Below are 21,880 nucleotides of genomic sequence, written 5' to 3' on the forward strand. Positions count from 1 at the left end.
AGACCGCAGCTTATCCCTGCGGTCTTTTTATTTTCCTGATCTGCACAATCTTTTTCCGCTTTCGATTACTCCGTCGAACTCATCTATCCTACCTTTGCGATCCGAATTTTTTTACAACTGTTGCTATCCGGATTGCCCTACCATTCCATCAAATGCGAATTATGATTGTAACCAGGAGAATCATCAGCAGCCTGTGCTGCCTGATCTGTTTATTTTGTACCAGCGCTGCTGTAGCTCAACAGATCCGCGGACGTGTCACGGACGCCCTCAGTGGTCAACCGATCCCTTTTGTGGCTATACAGGTAAAAGAAAGACCCAATACCGGCACTCAGACCGATCAACAGGGGCACTTCACCTTATCAGCCGACAGGCATGAAAGTATCATTGTACGTATGATAGGCTATGAACAACAGCTCCTATCCTTACAACAGTGGAAGGAAGGTGCCGTCATCTCCCTGAGAAAAGGCGTACAGCTAGACGCGGCTGTCATCACGGCCAGCCTTGCCAGCTCCCGCAGTAAACGCACCATCGGCAGCAACGTCGAAAGTATTCAGGCAGATGATGCCATTACCAACCAGCGGCCTTCTTCCCTGGCAGATATCATCAATGGCCGCGTAACAGGTGTACAGGTCTACAATACCAATGGTAAAACAGGGATGCCGATACGCTTCAATGTACGTTCCGGTGCTACACTCAGCATGGAAAGAGATCCCCTGGTCTTTATAGATGGTGTGAGGTATAGTAATTCAAATATCAGCGATATTAACTCCTCCCAGGAGGCGATGAGCGCTCTCAATGACCTGGCGATGGACGATATCGCCTCCATTGATATCATCAAAGGCCCTTCTGCAGCTGCGTCATATGGCGCTGAAGCCGCAAATGGGGTGATCGTCATCAAAACAAAAAAAGGACTTCAGCAGCAGAAAGGGGTGAGCGGTACTGCCAAATACAGCCTGGGAGTAACACAGCTGGCGCGGAAATATGACCAGTTCATCAACAATAAGGATATTAACGATTTCTTCCGCACGGGAATCAGTCATAACCTGTATGCAGGACTTAATGCTCGCTTTGACGCCAGTAACAGCCTGTACCTGAGTGTAAACAGCAATAATAATCAGGGACATGTACCGGGTAACAACGAAAGCCGTTACAGCTTCCGTACGGGATACGACTTTAGCAAAGACCGTTTCAAAGCCAGTGTTAACCTGAATTATGTGCAGGGTACTTTACATATCCCACAAAGTGCTTCCGGTAAGAACGATGCGATCTGGAACCTGATGCTTAGCACTACACCCTGGTCGCTGGTCAACAAAGACACCTGGTTTGCAATAGAACGGAAGTATGACAACCGGCGGTTTACTGGTAATCTGCAGCTGAGCTACCTGTTACCAGGCGATGTAAAACTCTCTTTCAACTACGGTATGGACCAGAACCAGGTGGATGGCTTATATTACGTACCTTATGGTTATCTCCTGGATGGCGCTAATACTGGTAATAAAACAACCAGTAACCGGAGTAATCAGAATAGCAACTGGGACTTCAAGATTGCCAGGAGTTTCCGGCTGACGGCAGACTGGGGGCTTGACCTGTCCGTATTATCTCAACAGACACGGGCCTATGAAAAAGTGCAAACGGTTACCGCCCGCAAGTTTGCTACGGATGGTATCAGTAATATTGGTGGCGCTACAGAGATCACCAGTGTGACGGAAGAAGATTTTGAAAAACGTACACATGGTATTTACGGAGAAGCTTTTCTTCATTTCAAGGACTTGCTGTACGTTAATGCCGGCTTGCGCCGGGATGTATCCAATCTCATCGGCCGTAATGTAGCCAGTATTTATTACCCTTCCGTAAGTGTGGCTTACAACTTGGAAAAGGCGGCCTTCCTGCATAACAAGGTCGAGGCATGGAAGCTGCGTGCTGCCTATGGTGAATCTGGGCGCCTGCCTTATCCTAACGATGCCGTGACTGCTTATAAGACAGCTACCACGCCTTACGGCCCGGCATTGGTACCCGATCGTAAAGGTAACCCGGACATACGTCCTGAACGTACCCGCGAAATAGAGCTGGGTACTGACTTCACCTTTAAAAAACAACAACTGAGTGTTACTTGGTACAATCAGCAAACCAGCGATGCGATCGTATATACCACGCTTACCCCTTCCGACGGCTGGCCTTCCAGCCTCAGCGGAGATTATCCGGAGAATATAGGCCTTATCAGAGGAAGCGGATGGGAAGTGTCTCTCAATAGCCGGGTATTCACCAGCAGGGACCAGCGGAACAGTATTGACCTCTTTGCTTCGTTCAACCAGCAAAAGAATAAGGTGATCAATACCGGTGGCAGAGAGATCGTGAACCTGACCAACGTTATCCGGGAAGGAGATCCTGCCTTTGCCTTCTATAATACCACCTCTACAGGCCCTCTATTCGACGCCACCGGCAAATACATTGGTGCTGCAGAAAGCAGCAGTCATTACCTGGGTAAACCTAATCCGGATTACTATGGTTCTTTCGGCTTCAGGATGCAGTTGTTCCGTCACTTCAACATACAAAGTATGTTCACCTATTCTCAGGGAGCTACTGTGTACAATATCGCCTTCCGTAATGTGGCGGCACAAGGCAACAACCTGGCAGCCAAAGAGACATTAAAGCAGCAGCTGCAGGCGTATATACCAGGTACCAAAGAATATGTCGCTACGGCGGCGGCACTGGCCAATTATGAATCTTATCGGGGTAATTTCCATAACAAGGCCGATTTCATCCGGCTTAGTAATGTTAACATCACCTATGATGCCAGCGATATCGCCCGCAGGATTACCAAAGGAAAATTACAGCGGGTACAATTCTCGCTGTCCGGCAACAATCTTTGGCTGACCACCAACTACCCTGGTGCGGAACCCCAGGTCGATTCACAAGGAGGTAGCAAACGGGTACGTGGTATCAGTTATCTGTCTGCTGATTGGACAGCCGTGCCTGCTCCGCGTACATTTGCCTTCACCACCAATATTGGATTCTAAAACTTAGTTAACATGATCAGCATTTTTCGTAGATATATACTTTCTCTTTCCGCTGTTGCACTTTTGTTCAGCAGTTGTGACAGCTGGGTGAACGAAGCTGTTAAACCTGGTAATACTGTATCGGAGAACGACCTCTCAAGACCGGGTATGTTCGGTAGTGTACAACAGAATAAATATGTAGCCGGTCCGCTTATTGCCGGTGTATGGCAGGCTGGTGCCAGTAGTGCCACTGCCTTAATACTTGCCGGTGGTGCTATCGCTGACGAGATCACCAGCACTGCTGTGCCGAATAGCCCGTTGTATAAGGAGATCGATGAAAATAAACTGAGCCGGGATAATACATCCCTGTTTGGTCTGTGGAGTAACACGCAGCATTACCGGGCTCGTGCAGAAGAGATACTGACGCTGCTTCCGCAGGTAGCCTGGGACGGAGGAACGGAGCATATGCTGATTCGCCGGCAGGCGGCCTTCTGGGGTAATTTCCATGCTGGGTATGCCTGGATGTTGCTGGGCGACTATTTCGGCGTAAGTCCGCAGGACCCCTCTGTATATGTCAACCGACAGCTGGTAGCCAGAGAAGAAACCTACAAGAAAGCCCGTCAGTATTGGGAAGCCGCTTTGTTACTCGGCGATGTCACTCAGCAAAAAATGACGCAGGCGATGTTAGCCAAGTTAGGTATACATACGCAGCAATTCCAGCAGGCGCGCCAGGCAGTAGAAAATGCGCTCACTGGGGTAGAGTCTTTCAGTTTTACCTATGCTGTGGGTCCTGCACTGAATCCTTTGTTCGCAACGCTTGGCAAAGATGCGCGTGACGCAGCTGTAGACCCTGCTTTTAAGGCGGCACTGACCACGGAGGCGGCTCGTAAAAGGAACCAGCTGGAGAAATCCCCCAAAGGGCACTGGTACCTGGCGACCTATAAAGAGCGGGATCCGGTGATCATTGTCGATGATGCTGAAGTGAAACTGATCCGTGCCGAATTGATCGTTCGTCATGTCATGGATGGGGATGCCACTGCCTTAGCCAACGAAGTGATCAGGACCTATGATACCAGCGGAGCTTCCGGATTTGCTCCCGGTACCGTCCTGACGATAACGGATATAATCGCCCTCAGAAGAGTATATCTTTCCTGGAGAGGAGAACGGTACATAGATCTGCGCCGTATGAATATAGACGGTGATATACAGCCAGGATTTACGAAACTTACCTGGAAATGGATCGGTATCACTGACGTCGAAAAATAAAAAGAGATACTGATTGGTTACGCCACTTCAATATCCACAACATTACGGTGTTTCAGTACCTTCATTTTCTCGGGCACGTGTCGCAGGATCTCCTTTTTGAAGGCTTCGATAAGTGCCTGTTTAATGAAATAACGATGAGTGACCAGGCTGATCTCCCTGACAGGTTCCGGCGATTTAAAATACCGTACCATATTCATCTGACGAGTGGAAAGATCCTGGAGGGAGAGTTCCGGTAATATGGTATAGCCCTCATTCAGGTCTACCATCCGTTTTAATGTTTCCACGCTACCGGTATTATATTCCAGGTTTTTATATTCTCCCATGGTGAATTTATCCTTGCAGATATTCAATACCTGGTTACGCATACAGTGTCCTTCGTTGAGCAGCCATACTTCCCGTACATCCAGGTCTTCCGGTTTCACCACCTTTTTCTCAGACAACGGATTGCTTTTGGCAGCATATACCACGAAGGATTCATAGAACAGCGGGTGCTCTTCCAAGTGTTGATTATTCAGCGGAGTCGCCAGGATACCACAATCCAGTAGTTCCTGTTTCAACTGCTGGATGATCTGTTCGGTGGGGTATTCCCATATTTCCAGTTTTACCTTAGGATACTTTTTCATGAAACCTGTCAGTATACGCGGCAGGAGATAGGGCGCTAGTGTTGGGATAATACCCACTTTCAGGTTGCCTTGTATCTCTTTTTTATGTCCGGCAATTACTTCTTTGATGCGGGCACTTTCTTTCAGGATCACCCGGGCCTGTGCAATTACCGCTGCACCTATCTCTGTAGGTACGACCGGTAGTTTACTGCGGTCAAATATTTTGATACCTAATTCATCCTCCAGCTTCTGTATCTGCATGCTCAGCGTAGGCTGGGTCACAAAACATTTCTCCGCTGCGATCACAAAACTTCTGTAGGTGTCTACCGCTACAACGTATTCTAATTGAACTGTAGTCATATTCCAAAATTACGAGCTATTATGCTATTGAGAAAATCTATATGATCAGATGGAGTAATAAATGGAGTGAATGTGAATGCATAGCGGTCATTTTAAAAAATATTAACTTAATGGCGATCAAATCACCTGTTATGGATGCCGTATTAGCCAGGAAATTACAATTTAAGGACGGTGCGTTGCCGGTTTATTGTCTGCATCTGCCCCCGTCCGTAAGAGATCGCCTGCAGGGAACATCCCTGCAAGAACAGCTACCACGTAGTAAAGATACGATACTGACTTACGTGTTGCTATTTGCCTCGGATAGTCAAGTACTGGCAGCAGCGATCCCTGGTATCCTGCCCCGGCTGGCGGCGGATGCCAAATGCTGGATCGCCTATCCCAAGGGGACTTCGGGTATCAAATCCGATCTCAACCGGGATCATGGCTGGGAGCCGCTCGCAACAGCCGGGTATGAGCCGGTCACGCTGGTAGCCATTGATGATACCTGGTCGGCGGTACGGTACCGGCCTGTAACTGCCATCAAGGATCGTACCCGGTCCTTTTCACAGACCACACCGGTGGTCATTCCCGGTGTAGATTTTGAACGGCGTATCGTAACACCACCGGCGGACCTGCAGTCTCTACTGGACAAGGTCCCCGCAGCGGCTGATTACTTCAAAACACTGTCCTTTACCAATCAAAAAGAATACATCGCTTGGATCGAAAATGCAAAAAAAGAACAAACCCGGACCCGCCGGCTAGCAGATACCGTCAACAAACTAATAGCCGGTAAAAAGAATCCGGCAGCGCAATAAAAAGACCGGGGCCGTATATGTGACGACTCCCGGTCTCTGATGTGTATAACTTTGATAGCTACTACCTAGAAGATACGGTAGCGATATTTGATCTTATCGGTGTTATTGTAAAGTTCCCGTATATTGATAGATGCCTGTATCTCATTTACTGCTTCATTTTTCAGCTGACGGAATTCTCCCTGTTTAGCCTCTATCAGGCTTTTTTCCGCCAGTCCATTGTCCTGCGCGATCTTGAGAGAACTATTCACTTTGGAATAGTAAGAATCCAACAAGGTGAAGTATTCGTTGTACAGGTTCTCAAAACGTTTGGTTTGCAGGATCAGGTCTTCCAGCTGATTATTTACTTCTTTCAGGTTAGGATTTTCCTGTAGTAACAGTTCATAATCGATCCGTTTGCCTTTGGCGTATTTGGTCTCCAGCACATTGAAATAATCTACCACTTTTTCCTTTTTAAAGTCGAAGAAGAAGTCGTTCAGTGTCTCTGCAATAGACTTATTACCACGTTGAGGTTGTTGGAACTTCAGCGCTGACGCGGTGAACAACAAGTGATCGTACATATTATCCTGCAGTAATGTCAGCTGATCCTTGTTGAAGTTCAGTCCGAATTCGAATTTCTGATTGGCATCGTTCAGTGAGGTATAGTAGATCACGTATTTATTCAGTTCTTTTTCAAAGTCCTGCAAAGTCTTCTGGTTAATAGCCTTGTTGTTCTGGCTTACACTGTGCAGGAAGTTCATCACAGAGCTGGCAATCGCGAGGGGAGGGGTCAGTGAGGTGAAACTTTTGAAGATAGGGCTATTGATGATGGACTTGGTAGATTCAACGATCTTGTTATTACGTTCATTCTTGTCAGATTTACCCTTTAGTACTACTTTTTCCACCAATTCCACAATACGGTCACTGAGAGAAAATCCCAGTTCCTTACTTTCCGGGTTGTTCAACGAGGTAATGAATACGTCCAGGTTATTGGAAGTCGTACGGGACTTCAGGTCAATGATCTTTTTATTCAGCAGGTAATAAGTTTCGCTGGCATTGATGATATTGTTTTTGATCAATTCATATTTTGAACGGTTGTCAATTTCCCGTCCCTGCAGTAATGCCTGGATGGCATTGTAGTTTTGTTTATCACTATCTGTTACCCGTTGCAGTTCATCCAATATTTTTTTGATGGTGGTATCCCCGGGATTTTTAATAGTGGGATTAGACCTCAATTCAGGGTCCTGGGCACGAACGGTCAAAGTACCGATGGCTAATAAGAACAGAAGAGATAGACGTTTTATCATTTTAATGTTCATTGTCGCTGTTTTTCCGGCGAAATTGCCGGCTAACGGTGATGCAACTCCGTTAGCTACCCCAAAATGTTTGCAGGACTGGTTTACCAATGGGCTATTCAGCATGCGGTTATAAACTTTTTTATTTAACAAAACATTGCGAAAATATGATGCCAAAATTTTCAAGCCACAAAGATAATAATTTATAATGCTTAAAAGCATTGCTGACAAATTCCTAACAACTGATCAGGGATGGGAGATGCTTCCAGACCCACACATGATATTTATTTTGTATTCTGCCTGTGTATCTTACCTTTGCGCCAAATTGTCCCTTTTCATGTTGAATAGTAAAAAGATAGTGGTAGTATTACCGGCTTACAATGCAGCGCTCACACTCGAAAAGACATTCAGGGAGATCCCCATGGATATCGTGGATGATATCGTATTGGTGGACGATGCCAGTAAAGATGATACCATCGTTGTGGGGAAAGCGCTGGGTATTAAACATATTATCCGCCACGACAACAACAAAGGATATGGCGGCAACCAAAAGTCTTGTTATAACAAAGCCCTGGAGCTGAATGCGGACATCGTGATTATGTTGCATCCGGATTATCAGTATACCCCGATGCTCATTACAGCGATGTGTAGTGTGATTGCCAATGATGTATACCCGGTGATGATGGCCTCCCGTATCCTTGGTAAGGGAGCCCTTAAAGGTGGGATGCCCAAGTATAAATATTTTTTCAACCGTGCGCTCACCTTCACGCAGAATGTATTCCTGAATGAAAAGATGAGTGAATATCATAGCGGTTACCGCGCTTTCTCCTCCGAGGTACTGCGTAACATCAACTACATGGCGAACAGCGATGATTTCGTATTCGACAATGAAATGATGTCTCAGATATTCATGAAGAATTACGAAGTAGGGGAGATCACCTGTCCTACCAAATATTTCAAAGAAGCATCCAGTATCAATTTTAGCCGTAGTGTTACCTATGGGTTAGGTATATTGCGGGTATGTTTTCAGCACCGCCTGCATAAATGGGGGTTGATCAAATCGAAGATTTATTGATACAAAAGCAGTAGAATAGCGTGAGTTTACAGCATCAGTACCAGTTAGCAAAGAAATACCTGCATTATTACTTTACGGCCGGCAATCGCCATGACGTACATTCTCCATTTGTCTACTCGTTGGTCGAAGAGGTATTGCGTAATAGAAAGTCACGCCCGGAATATGTTTCTATAGAGCAATTACGCAAGCAGCTTTTGGCAAGCGATGCTACTTTGCAGGTAACTGACCTGGGAGCAGGTTCCTTGGTGAGTGCGGGTAACGAACGTAAGATCAGCGACATCACCCGGCATGCCGCTAAACCCGCTAAATTCGGTCAGCTGTTTTATCGTCTTGTAGAATATTTCCAACCGCAATACCTGCTGGAACTGGGTACCTCTATGGGAATGTCTACGGCTTATATGGCCAGTGCACGGCCGGAAAGTGAGGTGATCACCATAGAAGGCTGTCCGAATATTGCTGCACAGGCCGGCCGCAACTTCGAACGGCTGCATTTACAAAATGTCCGTCAGGTGGTAGGCAATTTCGATACGGTATTGCCCGAGGTGCTGGCAACGGTACCTCAGCTGGACTGGGTATATATCGATGGTAATCATCGCTCCGGTCCTACCGTGGAATATTTCCGGCAATGTCTGCCCAAAGCGACTGAGTATTCAGTGTTTATCTTTGACGATATCCATTGGACTCCGGATATGGAAGCTGCCTGGCATACCATCCAGCAAGAACCCGCCGTCACGCTTACCATTGACCTATTTTTTATCGGATTGGTCTTCTTCCGCAAGGAGCCTAAGGTCAAACAGCATTTCGTACTTAAATACTAACAGGCTTGCAGTAAGCTCATTTAAAACGTATATTGGGAAAAATAAGATCCCATGAAACTGATACGTTACCTGGGCTTCATCGCATGTTTGCTTACCTCCCTGGTACAAGCGCAGGCGCAGGAGTTTGATGCCTATAGCCGTGAAGCATTTACCCGTAATGGAAATACGTTACAATACCGGTTACTGACTCCTGCCGGTTATGATATCCACAAAAAATACCCACTGATCATTTTTCTCCACGGCTCTGGTGAGAGGGGAAGTGATAACGTAGCTCAGCTGTTACATGGTGGTCGTTTATTCCTCAACGATACTGTGCGTAAAGATTTCCCTGCTTTCGTCATATTTCCACAATGTCCTTCCGATTCTACCTGGGCTTCCTTCAGATTGAAAAGAGACTCCACCGGTAAGATCATTAATGCAGCGTTCCCGCTTATGCCATCGCCTACTGTTGCGACAGGATTGGTAAAGGCATTACTGGACAGCCTGGTTAAAACTGGTAAAATAGATACCAAACGGGTATACCTGGGAGGGCTTTCTATGGGCGCTATGGGCACCTTTGATATCCTGGCCCGCTATCCGAATATATTTGCTGCGGCTATTGCCATCTGTGGGGCGGGAGATGTACAGCTGGCCAAACGTTATGCGAAGGTACCGATGTGGATATTCCACGGTGAGCGGGACTTTACAGTACCGGTGGATTTTTCCCGGGCTTATTACAAGGAGCTGACCCGCCTGAAAGCAGATGTGAAATACACGGAATATCCCGGAGTAGGGCATAATAGCTGGGACAATGCTTTTGCAGAACCGGACCTGTTACCCTGGCTCTGGAGCCATAAGAAGAAATAATGCGGTCCTGACATTATCATATAAAAAAGGCTGTCTCCTGAGAGACAGCCTTTTTTATATGGTAGTATGTTAGGTATTATTTGATCGCCTGCATGGCCGATTTGGTAGTTTGTATGGTAAAGTCCAGGTCTTCGGTGGTCAAGGCATGACTTAAGAACCAGCTTTCGAAAGCAGAAGGTGGCAGGTATATACCACGCTCCAGCATGGCATGGAAGAAGCGGCGGAATAGTTCGTTATTGGCGCCGGATGCTGAACTGAAATCGATGATCGGATACTCGGTGAAATGTACACTCAACATAGAACCCAGGTGATTTACCTGGTGTACAACGCCGGCAGCGCCGAGCGCTCCTTTCAGCCCTTCTACCAGGTAAGCTGCTTTTTGTTCCAGCTGCTGATAGATCACGGGATTTTCATTTAATGTTTTCAGTAAGGTGTACCCGGCGATCATCGCGATCGGGTTACCACTTAAGGTACCTGCCTGGTATATTTTACCGGTAGGAGCAATATGTTCCATGATCTCTCTGCGGCCGGCAAAGGCTCCTACAGGCATTCCTGCACCGATAATTTTGCCGAAGGTGACCAGGTCTGCCTTGATATTGAAAAGCTCCTGGGCGCCACCGCGGGCCAGCCGGAAACCGGTCATTACTTCGTCGAAGATGAGCAGGATACCATTGGCATCACAGTGTTCCCGCAGGCCCTCTAAAAATCCTGGCTGTGGGAGGATACATCCCATATTACCCGCTACCGGCTCAATGATGATAGCGGCGATCTGGTCGGGATATTCTTCTATCAGCTGTTGTACAGCCGGGAGATTATTATACGGAGCGGTAAGGGTATCCTGTGCTACGGCCTGGGTTACGCCAGGCACACTTTGGATCTCCAGGGTGGCCACGCCACTACCCGCGCTTACCAGAAATGCATCTGCATGGCCATGATAGTTACCTTCGAATTTGATGAATTTATTACGGCCGGTGTATCCCCTGGCCAGCCGAAGGGCTGACATACAGGCTTCTGTACCGGAATTCACCATACGTATCATGTCGATATTGGGTACCATGCTGATGATGAGCTCTGCTATCTTGGTTTCCAATGCTGTAGGCGCTCCGAAAGAAGTAGAGTGTACCACATGTTCCTGGATCGCTTTAACTACCGGTTCATAGGCATGCCCCATGATCATAGGTCCCCAGGAATTGATATAGTCTACGTAGCGGTTGCCATCTACATCGTACATATACGCTCCTTTTGCCTCCTTCATAAATACAGGCGTACCGCCTACACTCCGAAAAGCGCGTACCGGGGAGTTGACGCCACCGGGTATGTGTTGTTGTGCCTGCTCGAATAGTAATTTACTTTGAGAGAACATGCTTCGTTGATATTTATACGTTAAAATAGGTGCCTTTTACCAGCATACCAAGGGTACAAAATTCGTGCAATTTCAGTAACGGCTATTTATTGCCGTTTAACAACTTCACCGCATCCTTGGCAAAATAGGTGGCGATCAGGTCTGCACCTGCCCGTTTGATGCTGGTCAGTACTTCCAGGATCGCTTTTTCTTCGTTGAGCCAGCCCATTTTAGCGGCTGCTTTGATCATTGCGTACTCGCCACTTACATGGTAGGCACTCACCGGTACCTGTACGCGGTCTTTGATAATACGCATGATATCCAGATAAGATAGGGCGGGTTTCACCATCACAATATCGGCACCTTCTTCAACATCCATCAGGGTCTCTTTGATTGCTTCCCGGGAGTTGGCATAATCCATCTGGTAAGTCTTTTTATCTCCAAAGCCAGGTGCGGAATCCAATGCATCGCGGAAAGGACCGTAAAAGCAGGACGCGTATTTGGCGCTATAGGACATGATACCTACTTTGTCAAAACCATGTGCTTCCAAAATGTTACGGATCGCGAGGATACGGCCATCCATCATATCGCTGGGTGCTACGATGTCAGCACCCGCCTGCGCATGGCTGAGGCTCATGCGGGCCAATACTTCCACGGTAGCGTCGTTCACGATCTCTGTACCTGCTACAATGCCGTCATGCCCGTAGGAAGAATAAGGGTCAAGCGCTACATCCGTCATCACTACCATGCCGGGTACGGCATGTTTGACCGCGCGGATGGCACGTTGCATCAATCCATTCGGGTTTACTGCTTCTGTTCCTTTGTTATCTTTTAGGTGATCCGGGCATTTTATGAATAACAATACACTTCTTATACCTATGTTCCACAGGTCTTGTGCTTCTTTTACGGTAAGATCTACCGAATGCCGGAAATAGTCGGGCATAGAGGAGATCTCTTCTTTTACCTGTTCGCCTTCTACTACAAATAAGGGTGCAATAAAGTCACTCGGTCTTAACACGGTCTCCGATACCATTTCGCGAATGGCAGGAGAAGTTCTCAATATTCTGTTTCTTCGGATCATGATCTACTATTTTTGAGCGTCTGTCGTTAACTTATTTTACCCAGTCACGCGGACGCAGGTATTCGAGCAATTCGGCCTCTTTAGTGCCAGGAGCCGGATGATAGTTGTATTCCCATCTGGCCCGGGGCGGTAAGCTCATCAGGATAGATTCAATACGTCCATTCGTCTTGAGGCCAAAGAGTGTTCCCCTGTCATGTATCAGGTTGAATTCTACATATCTGCCTCTTCTGTATTCCTGCCAGTCGATTTCCTGCTGTGTATAAGGCAGGTCTTTGCGACGTTCCACGATAGGCAGGTATGCTTTCAGGAAAGCGTCGCCATTCGCCTGGGAAAATTCGAACAGCTGCTGGGAGCTGTTGTTGGCATCCGGGCGCAGGTAGTCATAGAAGATACCCCCTATGCCACGGGCTTCATTGTTACGATGCTTATTCATAAAGTACTCGTCACAATGCTGTTTATACCTAGGATACAATTCTGCCCCGAAAGGATCACAGGCTGCTTTGAATGTACGGTGGAAATGCTGACCGTCCTCTTCAAAGAGATAGTATGGCGTAAGGTCTGCACCACCACCAAACCAGCTATCTTTTAGCGACCCGTCGTTGTCATACAGTTCGAAATAGCGGAAGTTGGCATGTACCGTTGGCACATAAGGATTGACAGGGTGTATCACCAGCGATATGCCGCAAGCCATGAATTGTGCATCGCTTACATTGAATTGCTGGGCCATGACAGCGGGCAGCTCACCATGTACTACGGAGATGTTAACACCCCCTTTTTCGAAGACGTTGCCACCGGTGATGACGCGCGTTCTGCCACCACCGCCGCCGGGGCGCTCCCACGGATCTTCCTGGAATGTGGCTTTCCCATCGATCTTTTCCAACCCCTGGCAGATCTCGTCTTGCAGGCGGTGGATCAATTGTACGAATTGCTCTTTAGTATTCATCTGACGTTCCTTTGGTTATCCATTACTTTTCACTGCTTCCACAAAGGCGCGGGCATGATCTACCGGGACATTGGGCAGAATACCGTGGCCAAGGTTAGCAATATACCTTCCTTTGCCAAAGCCCTGCAGCATTGTCTTTACCGCCCGTTCGATCTCAGGGATCGGAGACAATAGTTTTGCCGGGTCAAAGTTGCCCTGTAAAGTGACCTGGTCACCTGCGAGCTGACGTGCTACGGACGGTTTGATACACCAGTCCACGCCCAGACCACTTGCGCCGGTAGCTGCCATCTCCTCCAGTGCAAACCAGGCACCTTTGGCGAAGATGATCACGGGGCAGACATCTTTCAACGCGGCTGTGATCTGACGAATATATTGCAAAGAAAAGGTTTCGAAATCTTCCGGACTCAGCAAGCCACCCCAGGAATCAAATATCTGTACACAGTCTGCACCTGCTGCCACCTGAGCTTTAAGATAGGCAATGGTGGTATCGGTGATCATCTGCAGCAACTGGTGTGCTACTGCCGGTTGTGTATAACAGAATGCTTTCGCTTCATCAAATGTTTTAGACCCTTTACCCTGTACCATGTAACACAACAATGTCCAGGGGGCGCCTGCAAACCCGATCAGGGGAACACGGCCCGCCAGCGTTTGTTTGGTCAGTCGCAACGCATCAAACACATAATGCAGGGTATCCTGTACATCAGGCACACACAGCCTTTCCAGGTCTGCGGCTCCTTTTACCGGTGATGGCAGCAGGGGGCCCAGCTTTTCTATCAGCTGTACTTCCATACCCATTGCCTGGGGTACTACCAAGATATCTGAGAAAATGATAGCTGCATCAACGCCGACCTGGTCTACGGGCATTACCGTGATCTCGGTAGCGAGTTCAGGGTTCTGACAACGTTCGAAGAAAGAATATTTGTCGCGGAGCTTGATATAATCGGGCAGGTAACGTCCGGCCTGGCGCATCATCCACACCGGTGTACGGGTGGTTGCTTCTCCTCTTAACGCTTTCAGCAGCAGATCATTTTTTAATTCACTCATAGTAGCTAATAATTGTTGTTGTGGTCAAAATATTCAATGACAGTCTGTATCATTTCGTTTGTGCCAGGCCGTTTACAGACAATGATCCGGTCCGCACTTGTATATGGTAGCAACGCACCTGCTGTCGTATGTCCTATGGCAAAACAAACTGCTGACGGTGGTAGTGCATTCATAGAAAAATAACTGGTTACTGCACTTGGGCTGAAAAACAACACTCCCTGGTAGGCAGTGGGGAGTGCGACTGGCGTAGCCACTGTCTGATACACCTGGTATTCCTGCAGGGCTAGGCCACCGGCTGCTAATGTATCCGGTAGTTCGTCCCGCCGCTGGTCTCCGCAGAAAAATAGCAAAGGGCCTTCCGGTTTGTCATTCAGCAGTTGATAGGCCAGTTCTTTACTGTAAGCGGTGGTGGCTATCACCTGCTGCCCGTCAAAATACTGCCATACGGTATCCAGCGTCGCACCTTGCAGGCAATAGAGCTGCCATTGGGTGCCACGGTCTGATTGTGTTTGTAACAACTCACTGACAGCAGTAACTGCATTGGAGCTGGTAAAGATGACTGTGGCTGGCTGGCTGGCCAGCTTGCTGATCACAGCTGCAGCTGCAGGTGTGATGACAGATTGTATACGGATGAATGCATGTACCTCAATATGCACACCATGTGTCGCTGCTTGTCTGATAAGACTGGCAGGCAACGGCCTGGTACATAATATGCGGTGATCATCCGGCATGTCTAATCTGTGCTACTACTTTGTCTCCACCTTGTGCCAATATTTCCTGTGCGGCTTCTCTTCCTAATGTGATGGCTTGCTCCAGGGGTATTTGCTTTTCAGTAGTAAAGACGGTCTGGCCGTCGAGGCTGGAGAGCTCCCCGGAAAAGTGGAGTATATTGTCTTTTATATGGGCGTATGCGCTGATAGGAGTTGTACAACCTCCCATTAACGTACGAAGGAAATCACGTTCTACAAATGTACAGAGGGCAGTGGCTTCATCATTGAAGGCGGCGCAGGCATCCAGGCAGAAGGCATCGTCTTCGCGGCAGGCAGCTACCACTGCACCTTGGGCAGGAGCTGGCAACATCCAGTCCAGCGCCATTGAGGTATCCGGCCGGATACCAATACGCTCTAGACCTGCCATAGCGAAGATGGCACCATCCCATTGTTCATCTGCCAGTTTTTGCAAACGGGTGTTGACATTACCACGGATATTATGTACCTGGTGTTTGGGATAACGGCGCAGCCATTGTGCTTTACGTCTTACGCTGCCGGTAGCTATATGGGCTACATAGTCCGGATCGGTGAGGAAAGCTGCATCCTGTTGATACACCAGCAGGTCTTTTTCAGGTCCTCGTTGGAGGATAGCAGCGGTAATAAGTTGTTTGGGTAATTGGGTAGGGACGTCTTTCAGGGAGTGGACCGCAATATCTATACGGTTGTTGAGCAAAGCGATATCCAGGCTTTTGGTAAAGATGCCTTGTACGCCGATCTCATATAACGGGGTGACCAGGTCAATATCTCCTTCACTTTTGATTGGTACCAGTGTGGTCTGATATCCCTGAGCTGTTAGCAGATCCTTTACCCGGTTGGCCTGCCAGAGTGCCAGCTGGCTTTCGCGGGTGCCTATCCTGATTATTTTGTCCATTGTTTATTCCTGATTGACGCCGGTTTCGAAAATGTCATTGATCATGGAGATGTACAGGTCACTCTTTTCAGTTTCCTTACGTACTTTACCGGCCATGAGGTTGATCATCTTTTGTATGATACGGGAAGAGACTTCTTCAATATCCTCCAATTTATACTGGGCGCCGTTTTTTTGCTGATTTATTTCGCGTGTGTGTATTTCGTGTAATTTGTCTTTTACCGCTTTGAGTACTACCGCGTGTTTACGCATTTTATACCAGTATAGGAACTCCTCCATATGTTCGTCAATAATAGATAAGGCCCTGGGTATTTCTTTTTCCCGCAGTTGTAAAGTTTCATCTTGTATCTTGGAGAGTTCATCCACATTGATCAATTCTATATGTGGCAGTGCTGCTACTTCCTGTTCGACATTGAAAGGGATGGACAGGTCGACGATCAGTTTAGGCTGGCTATCCTTCAGCTGAGCGGCTAGTACTGTTGGTTGTGGTGCATTGGAAGCTACCAGAATCACATCAGCGGCCTGCATTTCGGCAGCCAGTTCTTCATAGGGTGCAAAGCGTAAACCATGTTTACCAGCAAAATCTACCGCTACCGTCAGTGTCCGGTTAATAAGGGTGATATCCCTGATCCCCAGGTATTCTTTCAGGTTCTTGCAGGTATTGCGTCCTATTTTACCTACACCCAGCAACAACAGTTTCTTATCACGTATATGGGGTACCCGTTGCTCCAGCAAACGTACCGTTGCAAATGCCACGGATACGGTACCTGCACTCAGGTCTGTTTCGTTTTTGATTAATTTGGATACCTGTATCACACTGTTCACCAACCGTTCCAGAAAACTACCCAGACATCCCTGGGTCTTGGCAAATTTTGCAGCATTCCTGATCTGACCTACTATTTCGTAATCTCCCAATATCTGGGAATCAAGGCCGGTACCTACCTGGTATAGATGCCGGATGGCATCTTCTCCTGATCTGACATAAGCCCGCTGTGCAAAAAGTTCACTGTCGCCATTTGTTTCCGTACAAAGCAAGTTGATCAAGTCCTGGGCGGTAGGTGCAAAGCCATATACCTCCGTCCGATTGCAGGTAGAGAGTATAAAGAGATCATCCAATTCAACAGTTTTCGCGCGCTTCAGCAGGTTTTCATATTGTGCCGGATTAATGGCGAACAATCCTCTGATAGCAGCGTCTGTTTTTTTGTAGTTGATCCCAACGGCGTGAAAGTTGGAAATATCCTTTGAGTGATTGACCTGCATTTTATTCTAAGCTTCCTGGCTGCAAAAATACTGGCATACGCTGCAACTAAAGGCTTTAAGCTGTCATTAGTGTGTCATTTCTATACCTGGTAATACAACCTCCTAAAAAATGATTTTTGTCAGCTTTCCAGCAGCACGGCTGCAAATGATTGCATAAATATAGGCACGGCTGAAAAAGACTTGCAAATATATGACACATCGCCGGAACCGTGGAATAAGTGATAAATACGCGAATGCACATTTGTGTTTATTAGTTAATTACTTTTGCATCAATCTTAAGAAGCACAATGGTATCTAAATCTGATGTAGGGATCGTATTGATGAACCTGGGATCTCCGGATAGTACGGCTGTTCCCGATGTGAAGCGTTATCTGATGGAATTTCTGATGGACAAAAGGGTGATAGACTACCCTTACCTGTTCCGGCTGTTGCTGGTAGGAGGGATCATCGTACCCCGGCGGGCCCCCAAGTCCGCAGAAGCTTACCGGTCTATCTGGTGGGAAGAAGGTTCTCCACTGATCGTACTGACAAAACAATTGCAGCAAGCGGTACAGCAAGATATCGACATTCCCGTTGAGATCGCGATGCGGTATGGCAATCCTTCTCCTGAGGCAGCGTATGACAAGTTGCTGACAGAAAATCCGGGTATACGGGAAGTTATACTCCTGCCTCTATATCCGCATTATGCTATGTCGTCTTACGAGACTGCCGCAGCATATGCCAAACAGATACATAAGCAGAAAAAGTATCCGTTTAAGCTAAGCGTAGTACCTCCCTTCTATGACGAGCCCGATTATATCAATGCAGTTGCGGAAAGTATGCGCTCCTACCTGCAACAGGACTACGATTATGTGCTGTTCAGCTATCATGGCGTACCGGAAAGACATATTAAAAAAGGAGATGTTACCGGCCAACATTGCCTGCAGGTGGAAGATTGCTGTCATGTTAACTCCCCGGCCCATCCATATTGTTACCGGCACCAGGTACATATTACTGCGGAAAAAGTAGCTGCACAACTTGGCATCCCGCGTGAAAAGTGGGGCATTTCCTTCCAATCCCGGCTGGGAAGGGAAGAATGGCTCAAACCGTATACTGCCGAACGTTTTGAAAAGCTGCCTAAAGAAGGAAAGAAAAAACTGCTGGTAGTATGTCCTGCCTTTGTATCTGACTGTCTGGAAACATTGGAAGAAATAGGCGTGGAAGGGAAACACAGCTTCCTGGAAAATGGAGGAGAAAGTTTTACCATGATTCCCTGCGTAAACGTTCATCCGCTGTGGGTGAAAGCCATTATCAAATATTGCACAACCGGTGTGGAGCAACCTGCGTAGTCCACACCGTTCCTATACACCGGCTTACTGATCTATTGCTGAGAAGTGCATGCAACAGCCAGATTTGTGGAATAATCTGGCACAACATTCGCGCTGTCATTTGTATACAGGCACAACCACATCCAATTGTATTGCTCCTAACCCTGCATGCAGCTTGTTTATCGTGCACTCAGCATTTAAATAAGGTCATATGAACCAACAAGAACAACCCATTCTCATTGTAGGCGGAGGCATCACAGGATTATCATTGGCCTATGAGCTACAGCAACTGCGTATACCATATGTGGTACTGGAAGCCGGCGACCACACCGGTGGCACCATTCAATCCTTACAGAAAGAAGGTTTCGAACTGGATGCAGGGCCTAACTCCATCGGTGCAACTCCGCACACGCTTTCATTCATCCGTGAAATCGGGCTTCAGGACGCTTTGCTGGAGGCCAATGCTACCAGCAAAAAACGTTATCTGCTTCGCAACAATCAGTTGCACGCCATTTCGCCACATCCGGCTAAAATTATGTCCTCCGCTTATATCAGCGCTGGCTCCAAATGGAAATTGTTTACGGAGAAGTTCCGTAAATCAAAGCCGCAACACGAGGATGAATCCGTGCAGGAATTTGTTACCCGTCGTTTTAATAAAGAGATCAGCGACTATCTCTTTGATCCGGTACTGTCGGGCATCTATGCCGGTGACCCTGCCCGCTTATCCGTTAAGGAAGTATTGCCAGCCCTTCCCCGTTGGGAAAAAGAATATGGCAGCGTATTCAGTGGGCTGATGAAAAACAAGGGAGCTATGGGCGGGCGCAAGATCATTTCCTTTAAAGGAGGCAGCATTACCCTCATCAAACGACTGCAGGCATTACTGACAGGGCCGGTAAGAACTCATTGCCGTGTACAGAACATACAAAAGGATCCCAACGGCTACCTGGTTACTTACCAGCAGCATCAGGAAACGGCATCTCTCAGTGTAGGCCGGGTAGTATTTACATCGCCTGCTTATAGTACTGCTGATATTATCCGTGAGCTGGATGCCGGCACTGCCGATGTGCTGCGCGATATCCACTATCCGCGTATGGGTGTACTGCACCTGGGATTTGACCGTGCAGCCATTCGTAATATGCCGGAAGGGTTTGGATTTCTGGTACCGAAACTGGAACGCAAACATTTCCTGGGTGCGATCTGTAATTCTATGATATTTCCGTCCAAAGCACCGGTAGATAAGGTATTGCTGACCGTCTTCATAGGTGGTGTGCTGGGTGAAATATTTTTTGATGAATATGGGAGTAATACGTTGCAGGATATGGTGGTCAAGGAGGTGTCCGATGTACTGCAGGCTACTGCAACACCCGTGATGCGGCATTTCAGTAAATGGGAGCGGGCCATTCCGCAGCCTAACGTTGGTTTTGGACATGTCCGTGCCGCAGTACAGCAATTTCAAGAGGCGCATCCCGGTCTGCATCTGGCTGGTAACTACCTCAGCGGGGTATCTGTACCGGCCATACTACTGGCAGCGGCTAATTTGGCCAAAGAATTGGAACAACAACCCTGATAAGCGCCCTTTTCTTTTTTCCTTCTCTACATAGCGTGCTTTCTCTGGCAGACTCCTCCGTTGTCTGTGGGAAAGCACGTACTTTTTTAACAAGTAACCATCTACGTTCCTATAGCTTCCGCTGAAAAAATAATATATATATTTCTGCGGTTGTTAGGCTTTTTTCTTTAAATTCCATTATAAATTTCCACCAGATGATTGCAGGTATCCTACAGGAAAAAAACGGCGAAAGCCGTGTTTCGTTAGTTCCAGAGGTCGTAAAGCAACTCAGCAGCCAGGGCATCACCATCTGGGTGGAACAGGATGCCGGCCGTCTGGCCTGGTATAACGACGAGGCCTATACGCAGGCTGGTGCAGTGATCAAACCCCGCGAAATAATTCTTCAACAAGCACAATTGATCCTTAGTATACAGGTACCTGACCGCAGCACCTGGGAGCAACTTCCGGCGGGTGCGGTCATCATAGGCGTCTACCAGCCGCTTTATCATGCTGGACTTATGCAGCAGTGGGCGGCACATGGACTGACCGTTTTTAGCCTGGATAGCATTCCCCGTACTACCCGGGCACAGAGCATGGACGTATTGAGCTCTCAAGCCAATATTGCGGGATATAAGGCGGTGTTGCTGGCAGCCAGTAATTATAGCCGTTATTTTCCTATGTTCATGACAGCGGCGGGTAGTATTGCTCCTGCAAAAGTGTTGGTGTTGGGGGCTGGGGTAGCAGGGCTGCAGGCGGTGGCTACGGCCCGCAGGCTGGGGGCCGTAGTGGAAGTGTTCGATACACGGCCGGCCGTGAAAGAAGAAGTCATGAGCCTCGGTGCGAAATTCATTGAGGTGGAAGGTGCTGCTGATGCCTCCAAAGCCGGCGGATATGCAGTAGAACAATCCGTAGATTATCTCCGCAGGCAGGAGGCTAAAATAGCAGAGAGTACTGCAAAAGCAGATATTGTGATCACTACCGCTCAGATCCCTGGCAAACAGGCGCCTGTACTGATCACGACGGACATGCTGGAGCGTATGCGTCCCGGTGCTGTGATCGTTGATCTGGCAGCTGCTACGGGTGGTAATACTGCTGTGTCGCGGAACAATGAAACCGTTATCCACAATGGCGTTACCGTTATCGGTCATTCCAGCCTGGCAGCTACCATGCCTGCCGACGCGAGTAAGTTATATGCCAGGAATGTTTCCAACTTCCTGCAGCTACTGTGGAAAGATAATCAGTTATCGCTCAATTTTGAGGACGACATTGTCCGGGGCGCCTGTATCGTGCATAACGGGGATATACTGATGGAGCGGTTGAAGACAGTGACATTGCCAGGCAATGTATAAGCAACGCACCTAAATCTTCATACATATGGAACCCATTATCTTCTTTGTACAACAGCATATATCGCTGATATATATTGTGATCCTGTCTGTATTTCTGGGCATCGAAGTGATATCCCGCGTTCCCGCTGTCCTGCATACACCCTTGATGAGCGGGGCCAATGCCATACACGGTGTCGTGATCATCGGCGCTATTATCGTGATGGGGCAGGCAGCTGCAGATAATTACCTGGCGCTTATATTGGGATTCCTGGCCGTTATATTGGGTACGCTCAATGTAGTGGGCGGTTTTGTTGTGACGGACCGCATGCTGGAAATGTTCAAAGGGAAGAAGAAAAGCTGACT

The 21,880-nt window shown here is 47.8% G+C and carries 19 protein-coding genes; 10 read left to right on the top strand and 9 right to left on the bottom strand.

Going from position 1 to position 21,880, the window contains the following annotated elements:
• Nucleotides 1-161: 161 nt before the first annotated feature.
• The gene (locus KTO58_RS02395) at nt 162-3,017 is read left to right on the top strand and encodes a TonB-dependent receptor domain-containing protein (RefSeq protein WP_198315048.1); all 2,856 of its coding nucleotides are present in this window, start codon (nt 162-164) and stop codon (nt 3,015-3,017) included.
• 12 nt (nt 3,018-3,029) lie between these two features.
• A complete protein-coding gene (locus tag KTO58_RS02400) occupies nt 3,030-4,262 on the top strand; it encodes a RagB/SusD family nutrient uptake outer membrane protein (RefSeq protein ID WP_157753236.1) in 1,233 nt (410 codons plus the stop codon).
• A 17-nt stretch (nt 4,263-4,279) separates the two neighbouring features.
• Here KTO58_RS02400 and KTO58_RS02405 read toward each other — a convergent pair whose 3' ends face one another.
• Complete coding sequence (locus KTO58_RS02405) at nt 4,280-5,224, bottom strand: hydrogen peroxide-inducible genes activator (protein WP_095840915.1); 945 nt, start codon at nt 5,222-5,224, stop codon at nt 4,280-4,282.
• Nucleotides 5,225-5,355: 131 nt separating this feature from the next.
• Between KTO58_RS02405 and KTO58_RS02410 the strand changes: the two genes are divergently transcribed.
• Complete coding sequence (locus KTO58_RS02410) at nt 5,356-6,018, top strand: YdeI/OmpD-associated family protein (protein ID WP_157753234.1); 663 nt, start codon at nt 5,356-5,358, stop codon at nt 6,016-6,018.
• Between the two features lie 65 nt (nt 6,019-6,083).
• On the opposite strand, the gene KTO58_RS02415 is transcribed toward KTO58_RS02410, so the two are convergent.
• Nucleotides 6,084-7,313, bottom strand: coding sequence for a hypothetical protein (locus KTO58_RS02415; RefSeq protein ID WP_157753232.1), 1,230 nt, complete (start codon nt 7,311-7,313; stop codon nt 6,084-6,086).
• Between the two features lie 313 nt (nt 7,314-7,626).
• Between KTO58_RS02415 and KTO58_RS02420 the strand changes: the two genes are divergently transcribed.
• The 3 genes from KTO58_RS02420 to KTO58_RS02430 are packed head-to-tail and all read left to right on the top strand — an operon-like array spanning nt 7,627 to nt 10,028.
• Nucleotides 7,627-8,364 carry a glycosyltransferase family 2 protein gene (locus tag KTO58_RS02420; protein WP_095840912.1) on the top strand — a complete coding sequence of 246 codons (738 nt, stop codon included), beginning with the start codon at nt 7,627-7,629 and terminating at the stop codon, nt 8,362-8,364.
• Nucleotides 8,365-8,384: 20 nt separating this feature from the next.
• Nucleotides 8,385-9,182 (top strand): O-methyltransferase, encoded by a 798-nt coding sequence (locus KTO58_RS02425; RefSeq protein WP_095840911.1) that lies wholly within the window; start codon nt 8,385-8,387, stop codon nt 9,180-9,182.
• Nucleotides 9,183-9,233: 51 nt separating this feature from the next.
• Nucleotides 9,234-10,028 carry a carboxylesterase family protein gene (locus tag KTO58_RS02430; protein WP_095840910.1) on the top strand — a complete coding sequence of 265 codons (795 nt, stop codon included), beginning with the start codon at nt 9,234-9,236 and terminating at the stop codon, nt 10,026-10,028.
• Between the two features lie 76 nt (nt 10,029-10,104).
• Here the strand turns inward: KTO58_RS02430 and hemL are convergent, their stop codons facing one another.
• From hemL to hemA, 7 genes are all read right to left on the bottom strand, one after another.
• Nucleotides 10,105-11,391, bottom strand: a complete 1,287-nt coding sequence (gene hemL / locus KTO58_RS02435) for a glutamate-1-semialdehyde 2,1-aminomutase (protein ID WP_095840909.1) — start codon at nt 11,389-11,391, stop codon at nt 10,105-10,107.
• An 82-nt stretch (nt 11,392-11,473) separates the two neighbouring features.
• Nucleotides 11,474-12,451 carry a porphobilinogen synthase gene (gene hemB / locus KTO58_RS02440; protein WP_095840908.1) on the bottom strand — a complete coding sequence of 326 codons (978 nt, stop codon included), beginning with the start codon at nt 12,449-12,451 and terminating at the stop codon, nt 11,474-11,476.
• A gap of 31 nt (nt 12,452-12,482) precedes the next feature.
• Entirely contained in the window at nt 12,483-13,394 is a 912-nt protein-coding gene (gene hemF, locus KTO58_RS02445) for an oxygen-dependent coproporphyrinogen oxidase (protein WP_095840907.1), read from the bottom strand.
• Nucleotides 13,395-13,409: 15 nt separating this feature from the next.
• Nucleotides 13,410-14,438 (bottom strand): uroporphyrinogen decarboxylase, encoded by a 1,029-nt coding sequence (hemE, locus tag KTO58_RS02450; RefSeq protein ID WP_095840906.1) that lies wholly within the window; start codon nt 14,436-14,438, stop codon nt 13,410-13,412.
• Between the two features lie 5 nt (nt 14,439-14,443).
• Entirely contained in the window at nt 14,444-15,169 is a 726-nt protein-coding gene (locus KTO58_RS02455; protein WP_095840905.1) for a uroporphyrinogen-III synthase, read from the bottom strand.
• The gene (gene hemC / locus KTO58_RS02460; protein ID WP_095840904.1) at nt 15,159-16,079 is read right to left on the bottom strand and encodes a hydroxymethylbilane synthase; all 921 of its coding nucleotides are present in this window, start codon (nt 16,077-16,079) and stop codon (nt 15,159-15,161) included. The genes KTO58_RS02455 and hemC overlap by 11 nt, the downstream gene beginning before the upstream one ends.
• Before the next feature lie 3 nt (nt 16,080-16,082).
• Nucleotides 16,083-17,336: a glutamyl-tRNA reductase gene (gene hemA, locus KTO58_RS02465; RefSeq protein ID WP_095840903.1), complete on the bottom strand. Its 1,254-nt coding sequence runs from the start codon at nt 17,334-17,336 to the stop codon at nt 16,083-16,085.
• A gap of 287 nt (nt 17,337-17,623) precedes the next feature.
• Between hemA and hemH the strand changes: the two genes are divergently transcribed.
• From hemH to KTO58_RS02485, 4 genes are all read left to right on the top strand, one after another.
• Nucleotides 17,624-18,664, top strand: coding sequence for a ferrochelatase (gene hemH / locus KTO58_RS02470; protein WP_095840902.1), 1,041 nt, complete (start codon nt 17,624-17,626; stop codon nt 18,662-18,664).
• A 190-nt stretch (nt 18,665-18,854) separates the two neighbouring features.
• Entirely contained in the window at nt 18,855-20,210 is a 1,356-nt protein-coding gene (gene hemG, locus KTO58_RS02475; protein ID WP_095840901.1) for a protoporphyrinogen oxidase, read from the top strand.
• Nucleotides 20,211-20,404: 194 nt separating this feature from the next.
• Nucleotides 20,405-21,538, top strand: a complete 1,134-nt coding sequence (locus KTO58_RS02480) for a Re/Si-specific NAD(P)(+) transhydrogenase subunit alpha (protein ID WP_095840900.1) — start codon at nt 20,405-20,407, stop codon at nt 21,536-21,538.
• Nucleotides 21,539-21,563: 25 nt separating this feature from the next.
• A complete protein-coding gene (locus KTO58_RS02485; RefSeq protein ID WP_095840899.1) occupies nt 21,564-21,878 on the top strand; it encodes an NAD(P) transhydrogenase subunit alpha part 2 in 315 nt (104 codons plus the stop codon).
• The last annotated feature ends 2 nt before the right edge of the window (nt 21,879-21,880 follow it).

Source organism: Chitinophaga pendula, assembly GCF_020386615.1.
GTDB lineage: Bacteria > Bacteroidota > Bacteroidia > Chitinophagales > Chitinophagaceae > Chitinophaga > Chitinophaga pendula.